This window comes from Bacillus sp. FSL R5-0654, assembly GCF_038008745.1.
Lineage (GTDB): Bacteria > Bacillota > Bacilli > Bacillales > Bacillaceae > Bacillus > Bacillus safensis.
Genome location: NZ_JBBOZV010000001.1, coordinates 3,369,093 through 3,390,708, shown reverse-complemented (window position 1 = coordinate 3,390,708; position 21,616 = coordinate 3,369,093). Strand labels below are relative to the sequence as shown.

Here is a 21,616-nt window from a genome sequence, read left to right as displayed (position 1 = left end):
GTAGCTCTTTTTTCCAAATGATTCATCTTTCCGATTTTCGAGGATATAATGAAAGGGAGTTTTCCTTTACAGAAATAAATAAAAGGAGGATTCAACTGTATGGAAGACGTAGGACAACAAGCAATCGTGGGCATTGTGATCCACCTATTTTTTATCGCGGTTACATGGTGGGCACTGCTTGCTGTAAATATTGATCCACTCATTAAAAAAGGGAAAATCGTTCAAGCAAGGCTGCTGATGATGCTCATTACCATCGCTATCGCATCTGCGGTCAGCAATTTCTTTCTTGATTACTTAAATTTCTCGAGACAAATTCCTTATATGTTCTAACATAAAAGGTTTGGTCACGGCCTTCTGCGGGAACGTAAAAAGAAGGGTCAAAAGGCTCGCCTTTTGTTGACTTTTCCACGTATGCATTGCCCTCCTTGCGGCAACACTTGTAGCAAGGGGGAATGACAAGTGAGAAAGTATTTGAAAGGTTGGCCATTATTTGCGTTTATTCTTTTTTTTGTTCTGATGATTCAAGGTGTTCGTGCGGAAGAATCTTCTCCGCTCGCTCAAATAGCAGAAGGTCTAAAAAACCAGCAAATCGAAGTCGATGGGTGGACCCTTCATGCCAAAACAAATGTAGATATTTCATCCGAACAATTTTCAAAAAAAGTGAAACGTTTGAAAGACGAACTACGACAGTATGAGTGGACCGAAAAAAAAGAACAACATGTCACCAAAGTCACAGGAATTTACAAAGATGAAAAAAATGATACAGAATCGAAAATTTTACTCGTGAAGACCGACACAAAATCAAATCAAAAGTCGTATTTATTATATGAGCAAAAAGGTGCTCGCCCACTGAATACCTGGGAGCATACATATGATCAGTTCGTACGTCATGCAAAAAGCATATTACAAGAGAAAATTGTAATTTTTACTTGTCTCGATGGTCATGTAAATGGTATGATGGATGTTGTTTTGCAAAAAAAAGCTGAAATGTTAGCAAATGAATTTCAAGCAAAACCAGTTGAGTATCTCGTTGAGTCTAATTTTGTGTCGCTTTCCGCTTACACAGATAAGTGGGAACAGTTCATTATGACTTCAAATGATAAAATGAATGTTCAAATTGCCATCAGAAGTTCGGAAATGAACGAAAATCATACGATTACGGTTGGCACACCAATCGTAACGACTGAATATTAATATAGAGAATTTGGGACGCGGAGGGGAAGACCTTGGAAAAAATCATCGTCCGCGGCGGTCAAAAGTTAAACGGCACAGTTAAAGTAGAAGGCGCAAAAAATGCCGTTTTACCAGTTATCGCTGCATCTTTGTTAGCAAGTACAGAAAAAAGCGTAATTTGTGATGTACCTACGCTCTCCGATGTATATACAATCAATGAAGTGTTACGTCATTTAGGAGCAGAAGTACATTTTGAAAATAACGAAGTATCAGTTGATGCATCTCATGCACTAGAAACTGAGGCTCCGTTTGAGTATGTCCGTAAAATGCGAGCATCCGTGCTTGTCATGGGACCACTTTTAGCAAGAACAGGTCATGCAAGAGTTGCATTACCTGGAGGCTGTGCGATTGGTTCAAGACCAATTGATCAGCATTTAAAAGGCTTTGAAGCAATGGGAGCTAAAATTCAAGTAGGTAATGGTTTCATCGAGGCTGAAGTAAAAGGCCGTTTAAAAGGTGCAAAAATCTATTTGGATTTCCCAAGTGTAGGGGCAACTGAAAACATCATCATGGCAGCAGCATTAGCTGAGGGAACGACGATTTTAGAAAACGTAGCAAAAGAACCTGAAATTGTTGATTTAGCAAACTACATCAATGCCATGGGCGGTAAGGTTCGCGGTGCTGGTACTGGGACAATCAAAATCGAAGGTGTGGAAACACTTCACGGTGCAAAACACAACATCATCCCTGACAGAATTGAAGCAGGTACTTTCATGGTGGCAGCAGCCATTACAGAAGGAAATGTTCTTGTAAAAGGCGCAGTGCCAGAGCACATGACATCACTTGTTGCAAAAATGGAAGAAATGGGTATTCAGATCATTGAAGAAGAAGAAGGTTTAAGAGTCATTGGACCATCTGAGCTCAAGCCAATCGATCTAAAAACAATGCCGCATCCTGGGTTCCCAACGGATATGCAATCTCAGATGATGGCGCTATTGCTTCGTGCGAACGGAACAAGCATGATCACAGAAACGGTGTTTGAAAACCGCTTTATGCATGCTGAAGAATTCCGCCGTATGAATGGCGATATTAAAATTGAGGGTCGCTCTGTCATTATCAATGGGCCGGTTCAACTTCAAGGTGCTGAAGTGGCAGCGACTGATTTAAGAGCAGGAGCAGCACTTGTACTTGCTGGATTAGTGGCAGAAGGTCATACACGTGTCACTGAGTTGAAGCATATTGACCGTGGTTATGTGAACTTCCACCAAAAGCTTGCAGCAATCGGTGCAGATATTGAAAGAGTTAACGATGAATCAGCAGATGTGACACAAGAACAAGTTGTATCAGATCTGAACGCTTAATCATGAAAGAAATCAGTGTGTCCATTGGGGCATGCTGATTTTTTTTTAGAATCATAGAATGCCTCATTTCACGAAGCTTATCATTAGTGTATCCAACCATCTTAAATTTTATTCATACAGACGAACAGTAAAATCCATTCTAAGAACAGGCCCATACCTTTCATAAAAGACTTGTCCACTAAATGAAAGAAGCTGTCATATTAGCTTGTCCCTGCCCATAGGATAAAAGAGATTCAATGACAAATGGGGGCAGCCAAATATGAAACCAATGATATGGACAATCGCAGGAATATGCATCATTATTTTAATGATTCCAACATTACTTGTGTTGCCGACGTTCCAAGGGAAACCGGCGGCAAGCCAGCACGTAGCAGCAGAACCATCAGTTAAAAAAGAAGTGAAAGGTTCAGTCAAATTGAAGCAATCACCCGTCGCTATCCCCGTCTATCGCTCAGCTCATCAGCAGGTAGAAAACATCCCCTTAGAAGAGTATGTGATCGGTGTCGTAGCATCTGAAATGCCAGCTGATTTTGAAATGGAAGCACTCAAGGCACAGGCGCTCGCAGCAAGAACGTATATCGTCAGACAAATGATCAGTGATAAGACTGTCAAATCACCTAAGGGCTCTCTTGTAGATGATACCCAAATGTTCCAAGTTTACAAAAACAAACAGGAACTCAAGAAAATTTGGGGGAAAGCGTACAATTGGAAATTAAAAAAGGTCACGGAAGCTGTCGCCAGCACACAAGGAAAAGTGCTGACTTATGACGAGAAACCAATTGATGCTTCATTCTTTTCAACAAGTAACGGAAAAACGGAAAATGCCGAAGCCTATTGGAAAAACGAAATCCCTTATTTGAAAAGTGTCTCAAGTAAATGGGACGAAAAATCGCCAAAATTTCAAAATAAGAAAACCATCTCGGTCAGTGAATTTCAGCAAAAATTAGGTGTGACACTCACTCAGCAGGCTCAGGTCGGACAGATTGTAGAACGGACACCAGGAAACCAAGTAGCGAAAGCCGTGATCAACGGTAAAACACTGTCAGGCCGAGACATTCGAGAATCACTAGGCCTTCATTCAGCGGACTTTACATGGGAACGCAAGGGCCAGCAGATTGTCATTACAACAAAAGGATATGGTCATGGTGTAGGCATGAGTCAATATGGTGCGCATTATATGGCGCAGGCAGGCAAGAAAGTAGATGCCATCGTGAAACATTATTATAAAGGAATTCAAATCGAATCAGCCGATCGTTTTCTCAACACGTATATGGCTAAAAAATAAATCAAAGGTGTCTCAGAAATGAGGCATTTTTTTGTGTGTTCAAAGAGGTTTGAACAGAATGTGACAAATTGCGACTTAAGACGCACCGTAGGAAAACTTAAACATTTACGTCCCGATAAGAACTGATGGCCGATACAAAGTCCCTCGAAAGACAGAGAAAACGAGAGGATAATGGGTGTGTTAGGTGAAAATATCTAGACATCTGACAGAATTTTAGTGATTTTGATGAAAGAGAAAAAGGGACCGAGTCCTATACCATTCCAAGACAGAATAATTTACGATTAAGGTGTTTCAATTAAATACATAAGGAGGAAGGAAAATTATGTTGAAAAAAGTATTCTCACTCGTAACCTTAGCTGTATTGACATTATCTATGTCAATCTCTTCACCAGTATTTGCAGAAGCATCTACAGTCAAAAAACATAATAAAGATGTAAGAGTCACAATCTTACTTGATGCAAGCGGAAGTATGGCAAGAAAAGTAGAGGGAGAGCGCAAATTTGATCTCGCTAAACAAGAGGTATTTAAATTTGCTCAGTCACTTCCAAAAGACGCTAAAATTCGTATGAGCTTGTTTGGTTCTGAAGGAAACAACAAAAATTCAGGTAAAGCTCAATCATGTGAAGTCATTAGAGGCGTTTACGGCGTACAGCCTTATGAAAAAGACAGTTTTGAGAACTCTTTAAACGGACTTGGGCCGACTGGTTGGACACCGATTGCACGTGCACTTGAAAATGCAAAGCAAGCGGATGAGCAGCTTACTGAAGGAACAAAGCATATTGTGTACTTAATCACTGATGGTGAAGAAACTTGTGGCGGAGATCCAGTAAAAGTAGCAAAAGAATTGCATAACTCAAAAGGATCAACTGTTGTAAATGTGATCGGGTTAGACTTTAACGATGGCTATGAAGGTCAATTGAAGCAAGTAGCCAAAGCTGGTAAAGGCCATTACTACCAAGCAAGTACAGGTAAAGAAATGGGATCTATCTTTTCAGCAGAATCATTAAAACTACACGAATAACTTGCTGAACAAAAGGGAAACGATTGATTCATGCTTTCGTTTCTCTTTTTCTGTACAAAAGTAAAAAAGGGAGGTCTTTATTGATGAAAAGAAATATCGTATTAACCATTTTGGCTAGTCTTGTCCTGCTTCTTTCTTCACCAGCTCATGCTGTAACAAAACAGGAGCCGCCTGCTCATGTGGTGATATTACTCGATTTAAGCGGCAGCATGGCACAGTCAGTTGAAGGTGAAAAGAAAATTGAAATCGCCAAACGGTCTATTCAAAGCTTTGCGAGCATTTTATCAGAAGATACACAAGTTCTGCTTCGTGTGTTTGGTCATGAAGGAACCAATAAAAATGCAGGGAAAGCCGTTTCTTGTTCAAGCTCTGAAGCCGTTTACGGATTTGGATCATATGAGCCATCAACATTTCAACAAGCACTGAATGTGTATAAGCCAACTGGCTGGACACCACTTGCAAAAGCATTAACGGATACGAAACAAGATTTTGAAGATCACCAAGCTGAAGGGAAAAATATTGTCTATGTTGTCAGTGATGGTGAAGAAACTTGTGGTGGAAGCCCTTCACAAGCAGCAAAGGAATTACATGAAGACGGAATAGATACAATCGTCAATATCATTGGCTTCGATGTGAATGAAAAGGAAGCAAAAAGTCTTAAATCTGTTGCAAAAGCGGGTGGAGGACAATATCAACCAGCTGCAAATGCCGAAGAATTGAACCATATTCTTCAACAGGAAGCGAGCGCTTTTGGTCGGTAGAGAGTGAATGGCAGCTGGGGAAAACAACCCCAGCTGTTTTTAAGTTGACGATTAATTCAAAGTCGTTTCTAATTCATCAATTCGTTTCTCTACATAATGCTGATCCTTTCTTGCATGGAAGGTTTCGGCTTTTTCTAATATGGCAGCTGTATTATACTCGGGAATCTGTGAGTAGCTCTCATACACACCTTTAGGAATTAAAACGTTCCCTTCCGGCCAATAAACTGCGATATTGCCGCGTCTCAACTCTCCGAATTGAGCCACTCCTTGATAGGATCCATATTGATTAAAGAGAACAACTGGATCACCTTCTTGGACGTAAAGCTCTTTTGCATCTTCTTCATTCATTAGGATAGAATGACGTTTTCCACCATTAAAGGCATCCTTTTCACTGTAGATCATGGAGTTGAATTGCTTTCCTCTTCTTGTCGTGATATTGAAATGTCCTTCGGTTTTTCGATATTGAGGCAGCTGGGCAGGAAGAAGATGTCCCTTGCCGTCTGGTGTTGGACACACGCCATCTTCACAAAGCCATGCGCCTCCCCATTGAAAAACGTCTCCCTTGTGACGTAAATGCTGGATGCCATCATAATTTCGGTTGGCGACCGCAATCTCACGACGAATGTCTTCAGCTGTTTCAAAATGTATCAGCTCGGCATCTTCTGGCCGGACTCTTTTCGCAAGATCAACATAAATCTCCCATTCCGCTCTGGCTTCCTCAATACGAGGTCCTTCAATTTCTGGACTGAAATATACCATGCGTTCCGTACTGGTTGATGTGCCGCCGCCTGGTTGTTCATACCTTGTCATAGCAGGCAGCACAATCACCGCCTCTTCAGCGTCTACCAGCGTAGAGGTATTCAAAATGATATCTTGGTGAACACGGAGTTCAAGTTCAGATAATGCTTTTTCGATCGCTTCCGGATTTGGCATCGTTTCTAAAAAGTTTCCGCCACTCGTAAACAGCATTTTGAGTTTTTGTGGATGGTCTTTTGGGAGAGCCATCTTCTCAAAGGATTGCCCAATGGTGTCACCATGCCATTTAGGAATGTCAAACCCCCATATACGTTCGATTCTTTCAATATTCTCTTCATCAAAATCACTACCCGGCAAAACGAATGGATCAGCACCCATTTCACCAGAACCTTGGACGCCGCTATGCCCCCGAATTGGCATGACACCACAATGTTTTCTGCCGATAAATCCGCGCAGCATGGCAAGGTTGGCAACCTGTGATATATTATCAGTTGCAAAGCGGTGCTGAGTAAGGCCCATACTCCAAATGAAAACGCCTGAATTAGCATTGGCAAGCAGTGACGCAAATTCCTTCATTCTTTCTTTTGATAAACCTGATGATGCTTCTAGGTCCTCCCACTTCAATTGTGTGACATGCTGCTTTAAATCCTGTATGCCTGTTGTATGTTTTTGAATAAATTCGTGATCAAGAGCCGAATGGGGAGCATGCTGCTCCATGTCAAACCAATGCTTGATGACGCCGTTCATAAACGCAATATCTCCGCCTATATTGACTTGGTAAAAATCATCTGCAATTTTTGTACCGAATAAAGCACTCTCTGGAATAGAAGGAACCCAATACTTTTCCATAGCAGGCTCTTTATACGGATTGATGACGATAATTTTTGTTCCCTTCTTTTTAGCAGCGTACATATATTTAGTGGAAACAGGCTGATTGTTTGCTGCAACAGATCCCCAAAAAATTAATACATCCGTTCCAATCCAATCACTGTAATTACAGCTGGAAGCACCGATGCCAAGGGACCGTTTAAGAGCAGTTTTACTTGGTGAATGGCAAATGCGAGAAGCATTATCAATATGATTCGTCCCTATAAATCGAGCAGCCTTTGCAGCCGTATAATAAACTTCATTTGTAATTCCTCTGGCGGTTAAATAGAAAGCAAGCTGCCGTTTATCAATTGATTGGATTTTAGCTGCGATTTGATCTAGTGCATCATCCCAAGAAATACGTGTAAAGGCATTGTCACCTTTTTTTCGGATCAATGGATAAGGAATCCGCCCAAGCTTGCGAAGAGAGGTGCTGTCCATTTGCTTTAGCTGCTGAATATCTTCAAACCATTTTGGATCAATAGCTGGCATTGTATTAAGACGAAGCACATTTAGTCTTGTGGTGCATATATGAGGTCCTGCGAGCGTTTGATCATACAGTCCTGAGACGCCAAGGGCACAGCCGTCACAAACACCCTGCGTTAAAATACGGTACGCGTAGGGAAGGTTATCTTTGTTCTCCCATGCCACTTTCATCGTATCTCGAATGTGTTTCGGTTTCACTTTGCCAAGCCCCATTGGTACAAAAGAGGCCCATAGCTTTGGTGAGGGTTTTTTATTGAGTTTAACAGGCCCCTTATGTTTTGTTTTCCCCATGAGATCATCACCCTCCTATTACTTTGTAAAGCGTTTTCATATCTAAAAATTACCTTTAGATTGTGATTCTGTCAAATTCAAATTAAGATCGGGCTGAGACAGAGGAAGCAGCAGATAGGTTTCTTTCTCTTAGCTGCTGAATATCCTTTCGAATGAGAAGTGATATGATAAAAGCAATGAAAAATAAGCCAGAGAACACCATAAGGCTTTGTGTGTAATTACCTGTTATATCTCGGATGAAGGATGAAAATAGTGGTCCTGCTAATCCCGCAGCGGCCCAAGCAGTCAAAATATAACCGTGTATGGCACCAAGCTGCTTTGTACCAAACAAATCCCCAATATAGGCTGGAATTGAAGCAAATCCTCCTCCATAGCACGTATAAATGATCGCCATAACGATTGAAAAGATGAGCGGTTCTTTTAAATAGGGGAGTAATGGAAAAGCAATGAGCTGGATACTGAAAAAAATCGTATACGTATTCGGTCTTCCTATATAATCTGAAAACGATGCCCAGCCAATGCGTCCTAAACCATTAAAAGCACCTAAAATGCCCACAAGAGTAGCTGCAGCACCTGCAGTGAACCCAACACTTTCTTGAGCAAGAGGTGACGCTACTGAAATAATAGCGATTCCGCATGTGATATTAATAAAAAGCATAAGCCACAAATAATAAAAACGTCTTGTTTTGATCGCTTCATTTGCTGTAAGCTGTGATAAATCTTGAGGGATTTTTCTTTTCTTTGTTTTGAATACGTCAAATTGTTTGACGTCATCAGGCGTTGGTGGTGATAAATAAAGAGATGAGATCACCATGATGATAAAATAGGAGATTCCAAGAATATAAAAAGTATTTGCGATATTCACTTTTTCAATGAGATATTGAATAATTGGGCTGCAAATAAGAGAAGCAAACCCAAACCCCATAATGGCTAAGCCGGTTGCAAGACCTCTTCGATCCGGAAACCATTTGACTAGAGTTGATACAGGTGCAATGTAGCCTACCCCTAAACCAATTCCAGCGAGTACACCATAAAATAAATAGAGGAGAGGCAGTGAGGACATGTGGACAGCGAATCCTGACCCAGTCATTCCGATGCCGAAGAAAATAGCTGAGAAGAGCCCCGATGCCCTTGGACCATACCTTTCAACGAAATGTCCCATAAAAGCAGCAGATAAACCTAAAAATAAAATAGCAATACTGAAGGTGAGACTTATTTCTGTTAATGACCACTGAAAGGCTTCATGTAAAGGATTCGTAAAAACACTCCAAGCATAAACAGACCCAATAGATAAATGAATTCCTACAGCACTTGCTGCGATGAGCCAGCGATTTTTCGATTTGTTCATTTTGTTCCCCCCATATAAAGCAATCAAGAAGTTTGATAAGATAGAAATATGTTACATTTTTATGACTTTTTAAAATAATATCACAATTTGATTGGATCATATAACTAAATTTGCATTGAAAGGAAGATCATACAATGAATTCTTCTGTTAAAAAGAAACGAGTCATACACCAATACCGTGAAGGCCAGTTTACCTGCAAAACTGATGAAATTGTAGAAGAATATCCTTTAACTGTGATGGTGAATGGGGAAGAATTTGTGACGCTTGTTTGTTCCCCAGAGCATCTGAAAGAATTGGTTATCGGCTTTTTGGCTTCAGAAGGGGTCATTCGATTTGAAAATGAGATTAAAAGGTTTACAATAGATGAAAGTATGGGTTTTGCCTATGTTGATTTAGTTCACTCAAGTGGATTTGATTCATCAGATTTTACAAAACGAGTGATTGGTTCATGCTGCGGGAAAGGAAGACACTTTTATTTCCTTCAAGATGTGAAGACGGCAAAAACGGCCATTGATCGAATCAGTATTTCTGCTGAAACCTGTATGCATCTCATGAAGTGTTTGCAAGAAGAAAGCCAATTATTTCAACATACTGGTGGAGTTCATAATGCTGGACTGTGTGACACAGAGAAGCTATTCATCACTAGAACTGATATAGGAAGACATAATGCTTTAGATAAAATTTATGGATATTGTTTACTTCAGCGAATTCCACTTAGAGATAAAATCCTTGTTTTCAGCGGCCGGATATCGTCAGAAGTTCTATTGAAGGCAGCAAAACTAGGAGTGTCTATCGTCATTTCAAAATCAGCACCTACTGAGCTGGCGCTTAAAATGGCAGAAGAATTAAATATTACGACAGTTGGATTCGTCAGAGGGAAATCCTTTAACATTTACACGCATCCTCAGCGTATTACAGAATAGGAGGCAAAGTATGGTCAGTATTTTAGATAAAAGACATCGACCATTGCGCGATTTAAGAATATCAGTAACTGATCGTTGTAACTTTAGATGTACGTACTGTATGCCTGCTGAAATTTTTGGACCGGATTATCCTTTCTTGAAAAAAGAAGAACTGCTTAGTTTCGAAGAAATAGAACGACTTGCTACCCTTTTTGTAAGGAACCTAGGTGTGGTAAAAATACGCATCACGGGCGGAGAACCTTTAATGCGGAAGGATCTGCCTGTCTTAATAGAAAAGCTCGCAAACATTCCAGGGATTGAAGACATTGCGATGACAACCAATGGAACGCTTTTACCTTTATATGCTGATCAGTTGAAGAGAGCTGGTCTTAATAGAGTCACCATTAGTTTAGATTCATTAAATCCCGACCGTTTTAAGCAAATGAACGGAAGGCATATTTCTATCCAAAAAGTGTTTGATGGTATTGAGGCTGCAAAAAAGGCTGGACTTGCTATCAAGATTAATATGGTTGTTCAAAAAGGTGTGAATGATCAGGATGTCTTACCAATGGCAGCTTACTTCAAAAAAGAAGGACACGTTCTCAGATTTATTGAATTTATGGATGTCGGTAATACGAATAAATGGAATCTAGAACATGTCATGACAAAGAAAGAAATAATTGAATTAATTGATTCAACATATCCTATCAAACCAGAACCTCCTCAATATACAGGTGAAGTAGCCAAACGATTTTTTTACAAAGATGGTTCAGGAGAGATAGGCATTATTTCTTCCGTTTCAGATGCTTTTTGTGGAACATGTAACAGAGCAAGGCTGTCTGCACGGGGGGAATTATTTACATGTCTGTTTGCATCATCGGGTTTTGATCTGAAACAGATGATTCGTACGACAAAAGATAATGAAGAATTAACGAACAGGTTAAAGGAATTATGGTCGAATAGACATGACCAATATTCAGCCGAGAGAGAGCAGAAAAAAGATCAGAAAAAGGTTGAGATGTCATACATCGGTGGGTAATGACAATAAAGTATCATGATCATGTATTTTTGAAAAGAAGAGAAAATGTCATAATCGTGGTTGAAAATCCTTTTTTGAAAACAGGTCTTTTTATCTTATGAACTCAGTAACTATAAAAAACCAGCAGAATCTCTGCTGGTTTTTAAATTGCTATTTTGCACCTCAAAAAGATTGAGATAAGATTGGAAAATAGATTTTCCCTCATTGTGTGCGGCTTTACTTTTACGAGTGCTGTGATAAGATCAAATCATTCTTTACCAGCTCGATTTTTTCACTCCAGGGATATGACCCTTATAGGCAAGCTCACGAAAAGCAATCCTAGACATTTTGAATTTTCGTAAATAACCTCTGGGACGGCCCGTTAATTCACAGCGGTTTTTTAAGCGGGTAGGGGAAGAGTCTCTAGGTAATTTTCGTAAAGCTTCATAGTCACCTTTTTCTTTTAACTCTTTCCTTAATTCTGCATATTTCAATACAAGCTGCTGTCGTTTTTTTTCTTTAGCAATCTTAGATTTCTTTGCCAATTAAAACCCTCCTGGCCTAATTTTGTATTTTCCATTGAAAGGGGTCCTCAAATGTAGTCCAATCTTGATCAAATTCCTCAGGTGTGAGCAAGCATTGATCAAGAGTACGAATGATTTCTGCTTTAGGCAAATCTACACCGATAAACACAAGTTTTGTATGGCGATCACCAAACTCTGCGTCCCACTCATCTAGAAGCTCTGGTTCCTGATTTAATATCCGTGCTTTTTCTTGTTCAGGCAAAGCAGCAATCCAGTATGCAATTGGTTCAATCGCAACAGATTTCCCAGCTTGTGAAATTAAAATGGTTAAATCATGATGTGTGGCAAGCCAAGTAAAACCTTTCGCACGAACGATCTGCTCAGGCATTTGATCTAACCAAGCATTCAGTCTGCCGGTATGAAAAGGGAGTCTTCTTTCGTAAACAAAAGATGAAATTTGGTATTCCTCTGTTTCCGGTGTATGCTGACCATGTCCTGCGTTGATTTCTTTGATCCACCCAGCAGAGGCACTTGATTTTTCAAAGTCGAATAAACCAGTATTCAAAATGTCATCTTGCTGTACTATACCTTTTGAGGTTTTGATGATAGATGCTTCTGGTTGTAGTTTGTTCAGCACATGCTCAAGTCGATCTAATTCAGAGGGAGATACTAGATCACATTTATTGATAATAAGCACGTCACAAAATTCAATTTGATCAATGAGTAAATCGGAAATTTCTCGCTCGTCGTCATCGGAAACCGCTTCTTTACGATCTAATAAACTCTCTCCTGACTGGAAATCAGTCCAGAAACGATTTGCATCTACTACTGTGACCATCGTATCTAGCCGGCAAAAGCGGGTCAAATCTATACCCATTTCTTCATCAATATAAGAAAACGTTTGAGCGACGGGAATTGGTTCACTAATTCCGGTTGATTCAATGACAATATAATCAATATTACCCGCTTTACAAAGGCGTTCTACTTCGATTAACAAGTCTTCTCTCAAAGTGCAGCAAATACAGCCGTTAGATAATTCAACGAGTTTCTCATCTGATCGAGAAAGCTCGCCGCCTTGTTTGACTAGTTCTGCATCAATATTAATTTCGCTCATGTCATTGACGATCACAGCCACTTTTAATCCTTTGCGATTTTGAAGAACATGATTTAATATCGTTGTTTTTCCTGCTCCTAAAAAGCCGCTTAATACTGTAACAGGTATACGCTTATTCATTTGTTTTTGTCCTTTTGAAAACGATCATTTTGTTTTCCGCCTCGCTTAAAAAGTAATCATTACGATTTATAATCTAAAAAATTTATTTTGTTTCTCTATGAAGGGTATATTTCTTTAATCGAGGAGAATATTTTTTTAACTCCAATCGGTCAGGATTCGTTCTTTTATTTTTTGTTGTGATGTAGTTTCTGTCACCTGTTTCAGTACAGGCCAACGTAATTTTCACGCGCGTAAGTAATAGGATCCTCCTTTAATTCGTAATAGTTACGATTTGTATTTTAAAATGATCAAGACTGAATGTCAAGCATAGGAGAATGATCCAAGTCAAATGATAAAAACAAAAGGGGTATCGAATGACTATTGATACCCCTCTCCATTAATAAAAGTCACCGAGTTCTTGTTCGTAATCACCTTCATACTGCTGGACATCATAAGGAATTTCTTGGAGGAAAGCTAACCCGCCTAGTATAAGTATCAAAACGATAGCAATGAATGAAAGAATAACTGCGGCAATACTTGAAATGGCAAACAGTGTTTGCATTTTCATCATCTTAGCGTACTGTTCTAATAATTCTTCGTAAGAAGTATCTGGAGCCTGAATCAAGTGTTCAGCTGCTTTTACAGACTTTTGTACATGAATTCCCATCATAATGAGGAAGACGCCAAGGGCTGCAGGAAGAACAAGCCAAAAACCAATAAGAATAGCCAGACCGCCTGAAATATAGAGAAAGATACTACCAACCTTTCCCCACTTTACGATTGAATGAAGAGATTGAATGATTTTCTCAGTTTGTTGCAATGGTGTTCACTCCTTTATGTATTCACTCTTTATCATACTTGAGTAAGTAGTGCTTTAGGAAGAGTGAATGTTGTTTAATTAAAATGTTTCTATCTTCACTTCATCATTTTCAGATAAATAAATTATTTTCAAATAAGAAAAAAGTAACATTTACTATAAAAATTATCAACAAATTATGTCATAAATAAGATTGGTAGTAAAAAATAATTAGTAAATTTATCAAAATATGTTGTTAGTTGTCTAGTAATTGGTTATTATTGTGTTGTGTTACCATAAAAATTGGAAGGTGGAATTCATATGTTAGATCGTTTCTTAAACAAGATGACCAATGTTCAACCGGCAGCTGCAAGATGTATTTTGCAAAAATTAGTCACTTCATGTAAATCAGCACCGACTTGTTTCCTTCAAGGTGTTGGAACTTTCCGTTACTACGTGGATCGTGACACAGGTGAGATTTGTACTAGTCAAGAACGCGTTAGATGTGGCTGCTAATCTAAGGATCATATTTAATAGGATGTGAACGCATGAGCATATCTTCAATTTCATTCTTAACAAATGCTATGCAGACGTCAAATAGACGTCAAGCGGGTCAAACATCAAATTCTTTTTTAACCCAAGCGGCTCAAATTGTTCAAGGTGACCATTCTCCAGAAGAGAGAAAGGCATTATTTCAACAACTTACTCTAGTTCAGCAAGGAAAAGATTTAGAACTTCATGTTTCTAAATTAAAGGAACTAGAGAAAGAGGCTCAAAAAGAGACGTCTTCTTCGTCTGTTACTGTGAATGAGCATGGTGACCAAGTAGACATTTCAAATGAGGCTCGGAGTGAGTTTGAACAAGCTGAGGAACAGGCTTCAGGTGAAGCGAGTGAAGCTGCTGCAGGAGAAAAAGATCAAGATGTTCAGTCAGATCCACAATAAAAAAATGAGGCATGTGTTTGATAGTCTTCACATGCCTCATTTATCTTTATTTTGCAGATATCCTTGAATAAAGACCATCCGGAAAAGGTGCTGCGTATGAGATGATTTCATCTTCTACCATAATGTAATAAGGAAATTCTTCAATTTGGAATGCGTCTATCATTTGCTCGTCCACAGGGATAATTCGCATGTTGGTTTTATTATCACGATATAATTCTTGATCCTCTTTTTGCCCATTCTTTAGCAAAATACTAAATGAAACGTCCAATTTACGCTGCTTTTTCGTTTCTAGGAATTGTTCAAGTGATGGGATGCAATGCGGACATGATGTATCAGTGAAAATAAGTAGCTGCTGCTTGTTGTTGGTTTGCAGTAAATCATTCACTGGAAAAGGTGATGGTTTTTCAAGCAGCGGATGCACAAGTTTTTGTCCAACATGCTGTATCGGTAAGATGATCAGTTCCATTTGTTGTTTTAAATAGATGATGACTCCGATCGTTAATAATAGGCTGCAAAGAATAAGAGTGAGCTGTAAAAGTAGGATTGAATTCATCGTATATCGTCCTCTCAGAGTAAAGTTACGCAAAGCTATCATAATATAAATATCAAAAATATGTCAATTATACTAAATGGTGTAAGGTGGAGCGTTTGATGAGTACAGTGAACCATTGTTTATATGCAATTTCCTATACTTGGAAAAGAAGCCGATCTTATCTTCTTTTAACCTTGTTGATCCAAGTGATCGTTGGTTTTATGCCTTTGGCTAGTGTCTGGATTATTCAAACTTTGATTAATGAAATTATTTTATTCATGACGTCTTCAGGAGACATTCAAAAGGTTTTGTGGTTATTTGGGCTGCAAATGGTCATTGTGGTTTTAGGATATGGGCTTCAATTCATTCTTCAGCTTAGCCAGCAGAAAGCGACAAATTTGATTGGTCTGCATTTGAAGGGTGAATTGCTTCAAAAGGCGATCAGGCTGCCGTTTATTACATTTGAACACCCGTCTTTTTACAATGAAAGTCAACGTGTGATGAACAGTCATCAGCATGTTCTGAGCATGGTTAGAAGTATCTTTACCATCATGAGCGCATTGATTACTGTTGTATCACTTCTTATCTATATGATCGGTATCCATTGGGGCTTGGCGGTCATTCTGATCGTGTTTACCCTGCCTGTCTTGTGGATTGAGCTTTTCTTTGGAGGAGCGCGTTATCAATTAAACCGTATGTTAACAGCCAATGACAGAAGAGAAATGTATGTGTCCGATCTTGTCGCACAACGGGATTCATTGAAGGAAATCCGTTTATATGGAATCGGGAATTATCTTCTTCAGAAATGGAAAGATCATTATGTAAAAAGTGCAGATGAAAAATATAAACTGCTTAAGCGGCAAGTCCGCTGGGAGATGGCGGGCGGATTGCTTATGACATTTGCCTATGTATGCTGCGGCCTTTTTATTGTTTTTCTTATTTTTCAAAAAAAATTAGCTGCCGGGACATTTGTCGCTGTGCTGCAAGCGGTGCAAAACATCCAAAGTGGTTTTCAAGACTTAACAAGAGAATGTTCTAGTTTATATGAAACAAGTCTTTATGTTGATGAAATGAGAGCTTTTCAAAAGAGAGAAGAAGAAATTCATGAGCAGACAGAAGAAGGAGCATCGCTTCGAAAAATCGAGTGTATTCAGTCCATTACACTTGAAAATCTCTCTTTTACTTATCCGAATATGAAAACACCTGCCATTGAGCATATACATTTTCATATCAATAAAGGTGAACGTATTGCATTGGTGGGGGATAACGGATCAGGTAAAACCACCTTGATCAAATGTTTGACCGGTTTATATGATCCAGATCAGTCGAACATGCAAAAAGTCAACGGTGAGTCCATTTCTACTATTCATAAAAAGTCATATCATGCGAGAATGGCTGTTCTTTTTCAAGATTTTATGAAGTACGAGTTCACTGTGAAAGAAAACATCGGGTTTGGCCGTATTGATCATATGGACGAGGGAGAGCGGATGATCTCAGCTGCCCGGCAAGCAGGCATAGAGAAAAGAATTCATCAAATGGAAGAAATGTATGATGCGCAGCTTGGCCGATTTTTTGAAGAAGGCCATGAACTGTCTGGCGGGCAATGGCAAAAGCTCGCGATGGCTAGAACCTTCTTTAGAGAGAGTGATTTTATCATTTTAGATGAACCAACTTCTGCTCTTGATCCACTATCGGAAATTTCACTTATTCGAAAGCTATTCGATCACACGCAGGATCAGGGTGTCTTGTTTATCACACATCGAATGGGAGCAGCCCGTTTAGCAGACCGTATAATCGTAATGAAAGATGGTGCTTTCGTTGAAGAGGGGAACCATGATGAACTGATGGTGTTAAACGGAGAGTACAAAAGGCTTTACGAGGCACAATCTCAATTATTTCAACAAAAGGAGATGGCGTAAGGTGAGTGTCTTTTATTACATAGGTGTCTATTTATTAGGTATCATTTTTGCTGGTGCTTGGCTTGATAAAGTAAAAAAACAGACGGCACATATGCAGCAGATGAATGCTTATCGGCTGCTGCCTTCTTCTTTCACGGGACCCATGTTTTATTTGTTTTTAACTGCTGAATTGGTTTGTACTGTTTTTTTATTCGTATGGCATATGACTCTTGTACCTGCGATTGGTCTTACTGCACTTTTATGTATTTATACTGGAGCGGTGACCTTCAATTTATTGAGAGGACATCGTGATATTTCTTGCGGTTGTGGTGGACTGCTTGATAATGAACGACTTCACTGGGGAATTGTGATTCGCAATGTGTCGATGCTGGCTCTTGTGATCGGATTGTTTTATGTGCATTCCTATGCAGAAACCATTCCATGGCAATATAACATCATTTGTTTTCTCATTGCCGTGGCTGTCTCTTTCATAATAGCGGTGAGTCAAGAAGTCTTAATGTTTAAAAGAAAATGGATCAATCAATTTGAATTATTTATAGAAGGAGACGATGTGAAATGACAGATATTCTATTGATTATTGTGTTATTCATTGTCATTGCTCAGCTGGCTGTGATATTTTTGCTCGCCCGTTTTATCGGAAAATTTATGAATAAAATCAAAACCCTTGATGGAATTGAATTAAAGGAAGCGGATGTGGGGGATCCTGCACCGTTATTTCGAAGCTATTCCCATTTAGGCGAGAAGGTCATTTTGAAGGAATATTTTCAAAGCGGGAGTGCTGTAATGCTGTTATTTGTGAACTCTACTTGTATGACGTGCAAAAGCATTTTAGCAGACTTGCAGCAGCAAATCGCTGTTGATGATACTCAATTCATTTTTATTAATGGGGATGAACAGGCGGATGATACGCAGATCCTTGAATTGCTGCCGTCCCAGGCTGTGTATACTCGTTCTTCACAAATCATGGAGCTATACGGGGTAACAGTTGTTCCACAAGTGATTCTCATTGATGAACATGGTATCATTCTGCAAAGAAAATCTCTTCAAAATGCGAAACAGTTTGAACAGCTGTTACATGCGTCATAAAAAAGCGTCTCTTTTTCAGGGAGACGCTCGTTTTATAATTCTTTTCCTAGGATATCTAAATCGTATCTGCTGCCGTCCATTTCTGCGATGCGTGGCAGGTGGCCCCATGTCTCAAAGCCGTGCTTTTTAAATAGTCGAATGCTGGCTTCGTTGTGCCCGAAAATAAAGGCAAGTAACGTTCGAATGCCTAATGAGGGTGCTAAATCAATGGCTTCTTGTAAGAAAAGTGATCCTAAGCCTTTTCCTCGATAGTCTTGGTTTAAATAGATACTCATTTCAACGGTCCCGTTGTATGCAGGTCTTCCGTAAAACGTTTCAAAGCTCAGCCAGCCGTAGATATTTCCATCCTCATCTGTTTTCACATAGAGAGGTCTTTTCTCGGAATGATTCAAAAACCATTGCCGGCGGTCCTCGACAGAAACTGGTTCTGTATCTGCGGTCACTTCTCTTGAAGCAATGGTTGAATTGTAGATATCAACGATCGCTTTGAGGTCATCTTCTGTTGCTATACGGTTGAAAGTTTTCACAATTAAGTCTCCCATCTTTTTTTCATTTATCATACATATTATTGATGCGATTGCGCAAAATAAAAAGAAAAATGATTTCGTGTGTATATATTTTTTGAAAAGTGTTCAGAATGTTGCTGAGGTGATGAAAAATGAGAGAGGAAGAAAAGAAACGTACTTCCAAAATCACAAAAGTTCAGCAATTTTTCCGTAAGCGCTGGGTATTCCCTGCTATTTACTTGGTCAGCGCAGCGGTCGTGTTAACAGCCGTTCTTTGGTATCAAGCTGTATCAAAAGATGTGAAAGACCAACTATCTGATGGAAATCAAACAGGGCAAGAACAGCGCGATGATGCCGTTGAAGTTGGAAAGCCAATTGAAAATGTCGCAATGCCGGTCCAGAATTCTGATAATGTTTCTGTCGTGAAAAAGTTCTATGAAGCAGATGCTGACCAAAAAGAAAAAGAAGCAGCACTTGTAAACTATAATAACACCTATACCTTGAGCAAAGGTATTGATCTTGCAGATAAAGATGGCAAAGTGTTTGATGTCACAGCTGCTCTTAGTGGAACAGTGGTTCAAGCGAAAAAAGATCCAGTTCTTGGTCACGTTGTTGAAATTGAACATGAAGATGGATTATCGACTGTTTATCAATCTTTGTCACAAGTGAGTGTCAAAGAAGGCGATGAAGTCAAGCAGAATGATGTCATTGGTGCTTCTGGTAAAAATCTATATGGTGCTGAAAGCGGCAACCATGTGCATTTTGAAATTCGTATGGAAGGTTTAGCGCTTAATCCGCTTAGCTTCATTGACAAGCCTGTTTCTACAATTGAAAAAGCAGCGCAAGAAGTGACGGAACAAGCAAAAGAACCTGCTCAGCCAAAGACTGAGGAAAAAACGAAAGAACCTGCTGCTGAAGATAAAGCCAAAGAGCCAGCTGGAGAAAAATCTGAAGAAAAGTCTGATGATAAGGGGAAATCCTCTGATCAAGAAAAGTCTTCTGATTCCTCTAAAGACAGCAGTCAGTCAGAAGAAACAAAACAATCTTAATGTCTTACAAGGTCCTCTGTGTATATGAATATGCAGAGGTTTTTTCTGCTTAAAAAGATCCTCCGCCACTCGGCGGAGGATACACTATAGGGCGGCAGGTCCTTCTTCACCTGTCCGGATGTTGATTGTATTCGCTACCTCATATATAAAAATTTTCCCATCCCCTGGTTCGCCTGTACGCAGTACCTTTTGAGCTGTTTCAACGACCTGTTCGACAGGTACTTTGCTTAGGACGATTTCGATCTTTAATCGTTCGTACACGTTGCTTTCCTTTTTGACGCCGCGGTATAGCTCTGTATGTCCCTTTTGTAAGCCGCAGCCGTGTACATTTGAAAAGGTAATCGAGGTGACACCAATCTTTCCAAGCTCCACCTTTAATGTTTCAAAATTAGCTGGACGTGTGACAATCTCCACTTTATACATTTTGCTCATAGAGACACCCCTTTTTCTTTAATCTTGATAAGCTTTTTCACCGTGCATGGTTAAATCAAGACCCACTGATTCTTCTTCTTCGGTTGCACGAATTTTGAAGAAGACATTGACCACTTTGATGATCACGTATGTCACAACGGCAACAAAAGCGTACGTGGCGACAATCGCGACCACTTGCTTCCAAAGTAAGCTGGGATCTCCGTAAAATAAACCATTGGCTCCGCCGTCATTGACAGAAGTTGTGGCGAAAAGTCCTGTTGCAATTCCTCCCCAAGTACCGCCAATTCCGTGAAGGCCGAATGCATCTAGTGCGTCATCATAGCCAAATTTGGCTTTGAGTGAAAAGACTCCCCAGAAACAGACGATCCCGCCAATGATTCCTATTATAATAGAAGCAAACGGTGTAACAAAACCTGCGGCAGGTGTAATGGCGACAAGACCTGCGATGGCTCCAGAGATCGCGCCGAGCATGGTCGGTTTTTTGTTGATCATCCACTCTACTAGCAGCCAGCCGATGATTCCTGCAGCAGCAGCTGTATTGGTGTTAATAAAGGCAAACATGGCCACGCTGTCTAATGTAAGAGCACTACCCACGTTAAAACCAAACCAGCCAAACCAGATGACTGCTCCGCCAAGAAGGGTGTAGATCAAGTTATGCGGAGAAGAGCTTGCCGCTTCTTTACGCTTCCCGAGCACAATCGCCACGACAAGACCCGCAACACCGGATGAGATGTGAACCACGTTTCCGCCTGCGAAGTCAAGTGCACCCATCTCGCCAATCCAACCGCCGCCCCATACCCAGTGTGCGACTGGAGCGTATACAAATGTGACCCAAAGGAGTGTAAATACAACGACTGCTGAGTAGCGGATCCGTTCAGCAAAGGCCCCTGAGATGATGGCTGTTGTTAAGACGGCAAAAGTCATTTGAAACATCATGAACAATGAATGTGGAATGGTCTCACTATAGGAACCAGGCTCAAAACCTACGCCTTTCAGGCCTACCCAGTCTAATCCTCCGATCCATGCATTGCCTGGTGCAAAAGCTAAGGAATAACCGAATACGATCCATACGATTGAAACGATCGCTAGTGACGTTAAGCTGTGCATGGTTGTGCTTAACACGTTTTTGCTCCTCACGAGTCCTCCGTAGAATAAAGCTAAACCCGGTGTCATTAACCACACGAGTAGTGCGCAGAAGAACATAAATACTGTATCACCCATTTGCATGCTGCATTCCCCCGAATCATTCAGAATTATTGTTTTCTTAATTCTTCATTATAGAGAGAAAAGTCATATATAACATATACATGTAAGTTTATCTGACATGGTTTTTTGGTTAAGTTCAA

At 39.9% G+C, this 21,616-nt stretch carries 23 protein-coding genes; 13 read left to right on the top strand and 10 right to left on the bottom strand.

What is annotated here, in order from left to right:
- Window positions 1-99: 99 nt before the first annotated feature.
- From NSS76_RS17315 to NSS76_RS17290, 6 genes are all read left to right on the top strand, one after another.
- On the top strand, window positions 100-330 hold the full coding sequence (locus NSS76_RS17315; protein ID WP_024423724.1) for a DUF1146 family protein: 231 nt from the start codon (window positions 100-102) through the stop codon (window positions 328-330).
- A 129-nt stretch (window positions 331-459) separates the two neighbouring features.
- Entirely contained in the window at window positions 460-1,194 is a 735-nt protein-coding gene (locus tag NSS76_RS17310; RefSeq protein WP_024423723.1) for a YwmB family TATA-box binding protein, read from the top strand.
- 32 nt (window positions 1,195-1,226) lie between these two features.
- Complete coding sequence (murA, locus tag NSS76_RS17305) at window positions 1,227-2,534, top strand: UDP-N-acetylglucosamine 1-carboxyvinyltransferase (RefSeq protein ID WP_024423722.1); 1,308 nt, start codon at window positions 1,227-1,229, stop codon at window positions 2,532-2,534.
- A 259-nt stretch (window positions 2,535-2,793) separates the two neighbouring features.
- Window positions 2,794-3,819, top strand: a complete 1,026-nt coding sequence (spoIID, locus tag NSS76_RS17300) for a stage II sporulation protein D (protein WP_024426338.1) — start codon at window positions 2,794-2,796, stop codon at window positions 3,817-3,819.
- A 322-nt stretch (window positions 3,820-4,141) separates the two neighbouring features.
- Window positions 4,142-4,840 (top strand): VWA domain-containing protein, encoded by a 699-nt coding sequence (locus tag NSS76_RS17295; protein WP_034622539.1) that lies wholly within the window; start codon window positions 4,142-4,144, stop codon window positions 4,838-4,840.
- Between the two features lie 83 nt (window positions 4,841-4,923).
- Window positions 4,924-5,601, top strand: a complete 678-nt coding sequence (locus tag NSS76_RS17290; RefSeq protein ID WP_024423719.1) for a VWA domain-containing protein — start codon at window positions 4,924-4,926, stop codon at window positions 5,599-5,601.
- Between the two features lie 51 nt (window positions 5,602-5,652).
- Here the strand turns inward: NSS76_RS17290 and NSS76_RS17285 are convergent, their stop codons facing one another.
- Both NSS76_RS17285 and NSS76_RS17280 read right to left on the bottom strand, forming a co-directional pair.
- On the bottom strand, window positions 5,653-8,001 hold the full coding sequence (locus NSS76_RS17285; protein ID WP_024426336.1) for an FdhF/YdeP family oxidoreductase: 2,349 nt from the start codon (window positions 7,999-8,001) through the stop codon (window positions 5,653-5,655).
- An 82-nt stretch (window positions 8,002-8,083) separates the two neighbouring features.
- Window positions 8,084-9,349, bottom strand: coding sequence for an L-lactate MFS transporter (locus NSS76_RS17280; RefSeq protein WP_024426335.1), 1,266 nt, complete (start codon window positions 9,347-9,349; stop codon window positions 8,084-8,086).
- A gap of 134 nt (window positions 9,350-9,483) precedes the next feature.
- On the opposite strand from NSS76_RS17280, the gene fdhD reads away from it, so the two are divergent.
- Complete coding sequence (gene fdhD / locus NSS76_RS17275) at window positions 9,484-10,272, top strand: formate dehydrogenase accessory sulfurtransferase FdhD (RefSeq protein WP_044330874.1); 789 nt, start codon at window positions 9,484-9,486, stop codon at window positions 10,270-10,272.
- Window positions 10,273-10,282: 10 nt separating this feature from the next.
- Window positions 10,283-11,290, top strand: coding sequence for a GTP 3',8-cyclase MoaA (gene moaA / locus NSS76_RS17270; RefSeq protein WP_044330872.1), 1,008 nt, complete (start codon window positions 10,283-10,285; stop codon window positions 11,288-11,290).
- 254 nt (window positions 11,291-11,544) lie between these two features.
- On the opposite strand, the gene rpsN is transcribed toward moaA, so the two are convergent.
- The 4 genes from rpsN to NSS76_RS17250 all read right to left on the bottom strand — a co-directional run bounded on the left by rpsN (window position 11,545) and on the right by NSS76_RS17250 (window position 13,826).
- Window positions 11,545-11,814: a 30S ribosomal protein S14 gene (gene rpsN, locus NSS76_RS17265; protein ID WP_025093900.1), complete on the bottom strand. Its 270-nt coding sequence runs from the start codon at window positions 11,812-11,814 to the stop codon at window positions 11,545-11,547.
- Between the two features lie 16 nt (window positions 11,815-11,830).
- Window positions 11,831-13,027: a GTP-binding protein gene (locus NSS76_RS17260; RefSeq protein ID WP_044330870.1), complete on the bottom strand. Its 1,197-nt coding sequence runs from the start codon at window positions 13,025-13,027 to the stop codon at window positions 11,831-11,833.
- A gap of 82 nt (window positions 13,028-13,109) precedes the next feature.
- A complete protein-coding gene (gene rpmG / locus NSS76_RS17255; RefSeq protein WP_341082725.1) occupies window positions 13,110-13,271 on the bottom strand; it encodes a 50S ribosomal protein L33 in 162 nt (53 codons plus the stop codon).
- 132 nt (window positions 13,272-13,403) lie between these two features.
- The gene (locus NSS76_RS17250; RefSeq protein ID WP_024426331.1) at window positions 13,404-13,826 is read right to left on the bottom strand and encodes a DUF5362 family protein; all 423 of its coding nucleotides are present in this window, start codon (window positions 13,824-13,826) and stop codon (window positions 13,404-13,406) included.
- A 524-nt stretch (window positions 13,827-14,350) separates the two neighbouring features.
- On the opposite strand from NSS76_RS17250, the gene NSS76_RS17245 reads away from it, so the two are divergent.
- On the top strand, window positions 14,351-14,746 hold the full coding sequence (locus NSS76_RS17245; protein WP_024423711.1) for a hypothetical protein: 396 nt from the start codon (window positions 14,351-14,353) through the stop codon (window positions 14,744-14,746).
- Between the two features lie 46 nt (window positions 14,747-14,792).
- Here the strand turns inward: NSS76_RS17245 and NSS76_RS17240 are convergent, their stop codons facing one another.
- On the bottom strand, window positions 14,793-15,299 hold the full coding sequence (locus NSS76_RS17240) for a thiol:disulfide interchange protein (protein WP_332285041.1): 507 nt from the start codon (window positions 15,297-15,299) through the stop codon (window positions 14,793-14,795).
- Between the two features lie 98 nt (window positions 15,300-15,397).
- Here NSS76_RS17240 and NSS76_RS17235 point away from each other — a divergent pair, with 98 nt between their 5' ends.
- Genes NSS76_RS17235 through NSS76_RS17225 form a run of 3 tightly spaced genes read left to right on the top strand, consistent with a single transcriptional unit; the run spans window position 15,398 to window position 18,283 of the window.
- A complete protein-coding gene (locus tag NSS76_RS17235) occupies window positions 15,398-17,197 on the top strand; it encodes an ABC transporter ATP-binding protein (protein WP_135031387.1) in 1,800 nt (599 codons plus the stop codon).
- Between the two features lies 1 nt (window position 17,198).
- Window positions 17,199-17,756, top strand: a complete 558-nt coding sequence (locus NSS76_RS17230) for a MauE/DoxX family redox-associated membrane protein (RefSeq protein ID WP_341082509.1) — start codon at window positions 17,199-17,201, stop codon at window positions 17,754-17,756.
- On the top strand, window positions 17,753-18,283 hold the full coding sequence (locus tag NSS76_RS17225) for a TlpA family protein disulfide reductase (protein WP_332285037.1): 531 nt from the start codon (window positions 17,753-17,755) through the stop codon (window positions 18,281-18,283). Before NSS76_RS17230 ends, NSS76_RS17225 begins: the two co-directional genes overlap by 4 nt.
- A 32-nt stretch (window positions 18,284-18,315) precedes the next feature.
- On the opposite strand, the gene NSS76_RS17220 is transcribed toward NSS76_RS17225, so the two are convergent.
- Complete coding sequence (locus NSS76_RS17220) at window positions 18,316-18,825, bottom strand: GNAT family N-acetyltransferase (RefSeq protein ID WP_029706351.1); 510 nt, start codon at window positions 18,823-18,825, stop codon at window positions 18,316-18,318.
- Window positions 18,826-18,941: 116 nt separating this feature from the next.
- On the opposite strand from NSS76_RS17220, the gene NSS76_RS17215 reads away from it, so the two are divergent.
- Window positions 18,942-19,838: a peptidoglycan DD-metalloendopeptidase family protein gene (locus NSS76_RS17215; protein WP_332285035.1), complete on the top strand. Its 897-nt coding sequence runs from the start codon at window positions 18,942-18,944 to the stop codon at window positions 19,836-19,838.
- Between the two features lie 84 nt (window positions 19,839-19,922).
- Here the strand turns inward: NSS76_RS17215 and NSS76_RS17210 are convergent, their stop codons facing one another.
- Complete coding sequence (locus tag NSS76_RS17210) at window positions 19,923-20,270, bottom strand: P-II family nitrogen regulator (protein ID WP_024423704.1); 348 nt, start codon at window positions 20,268-20,270, stop codon at window positions 19,923-19,925.
- Window positions 20,271-20,288: 18 nt separating this feature from the next.
- Window positions 20,289-21,497, bottom strand: a complete 1,209-nt coding sequence (locus NSS76_RS17205; protein WP_024426325.1) for an ammonium transporter — start codon at window positions 21,495-21,497, stop codon at window positions 20,289-20,291.
- Window positions 21,498-21,616: the final 119 nt, after the last annotated feature.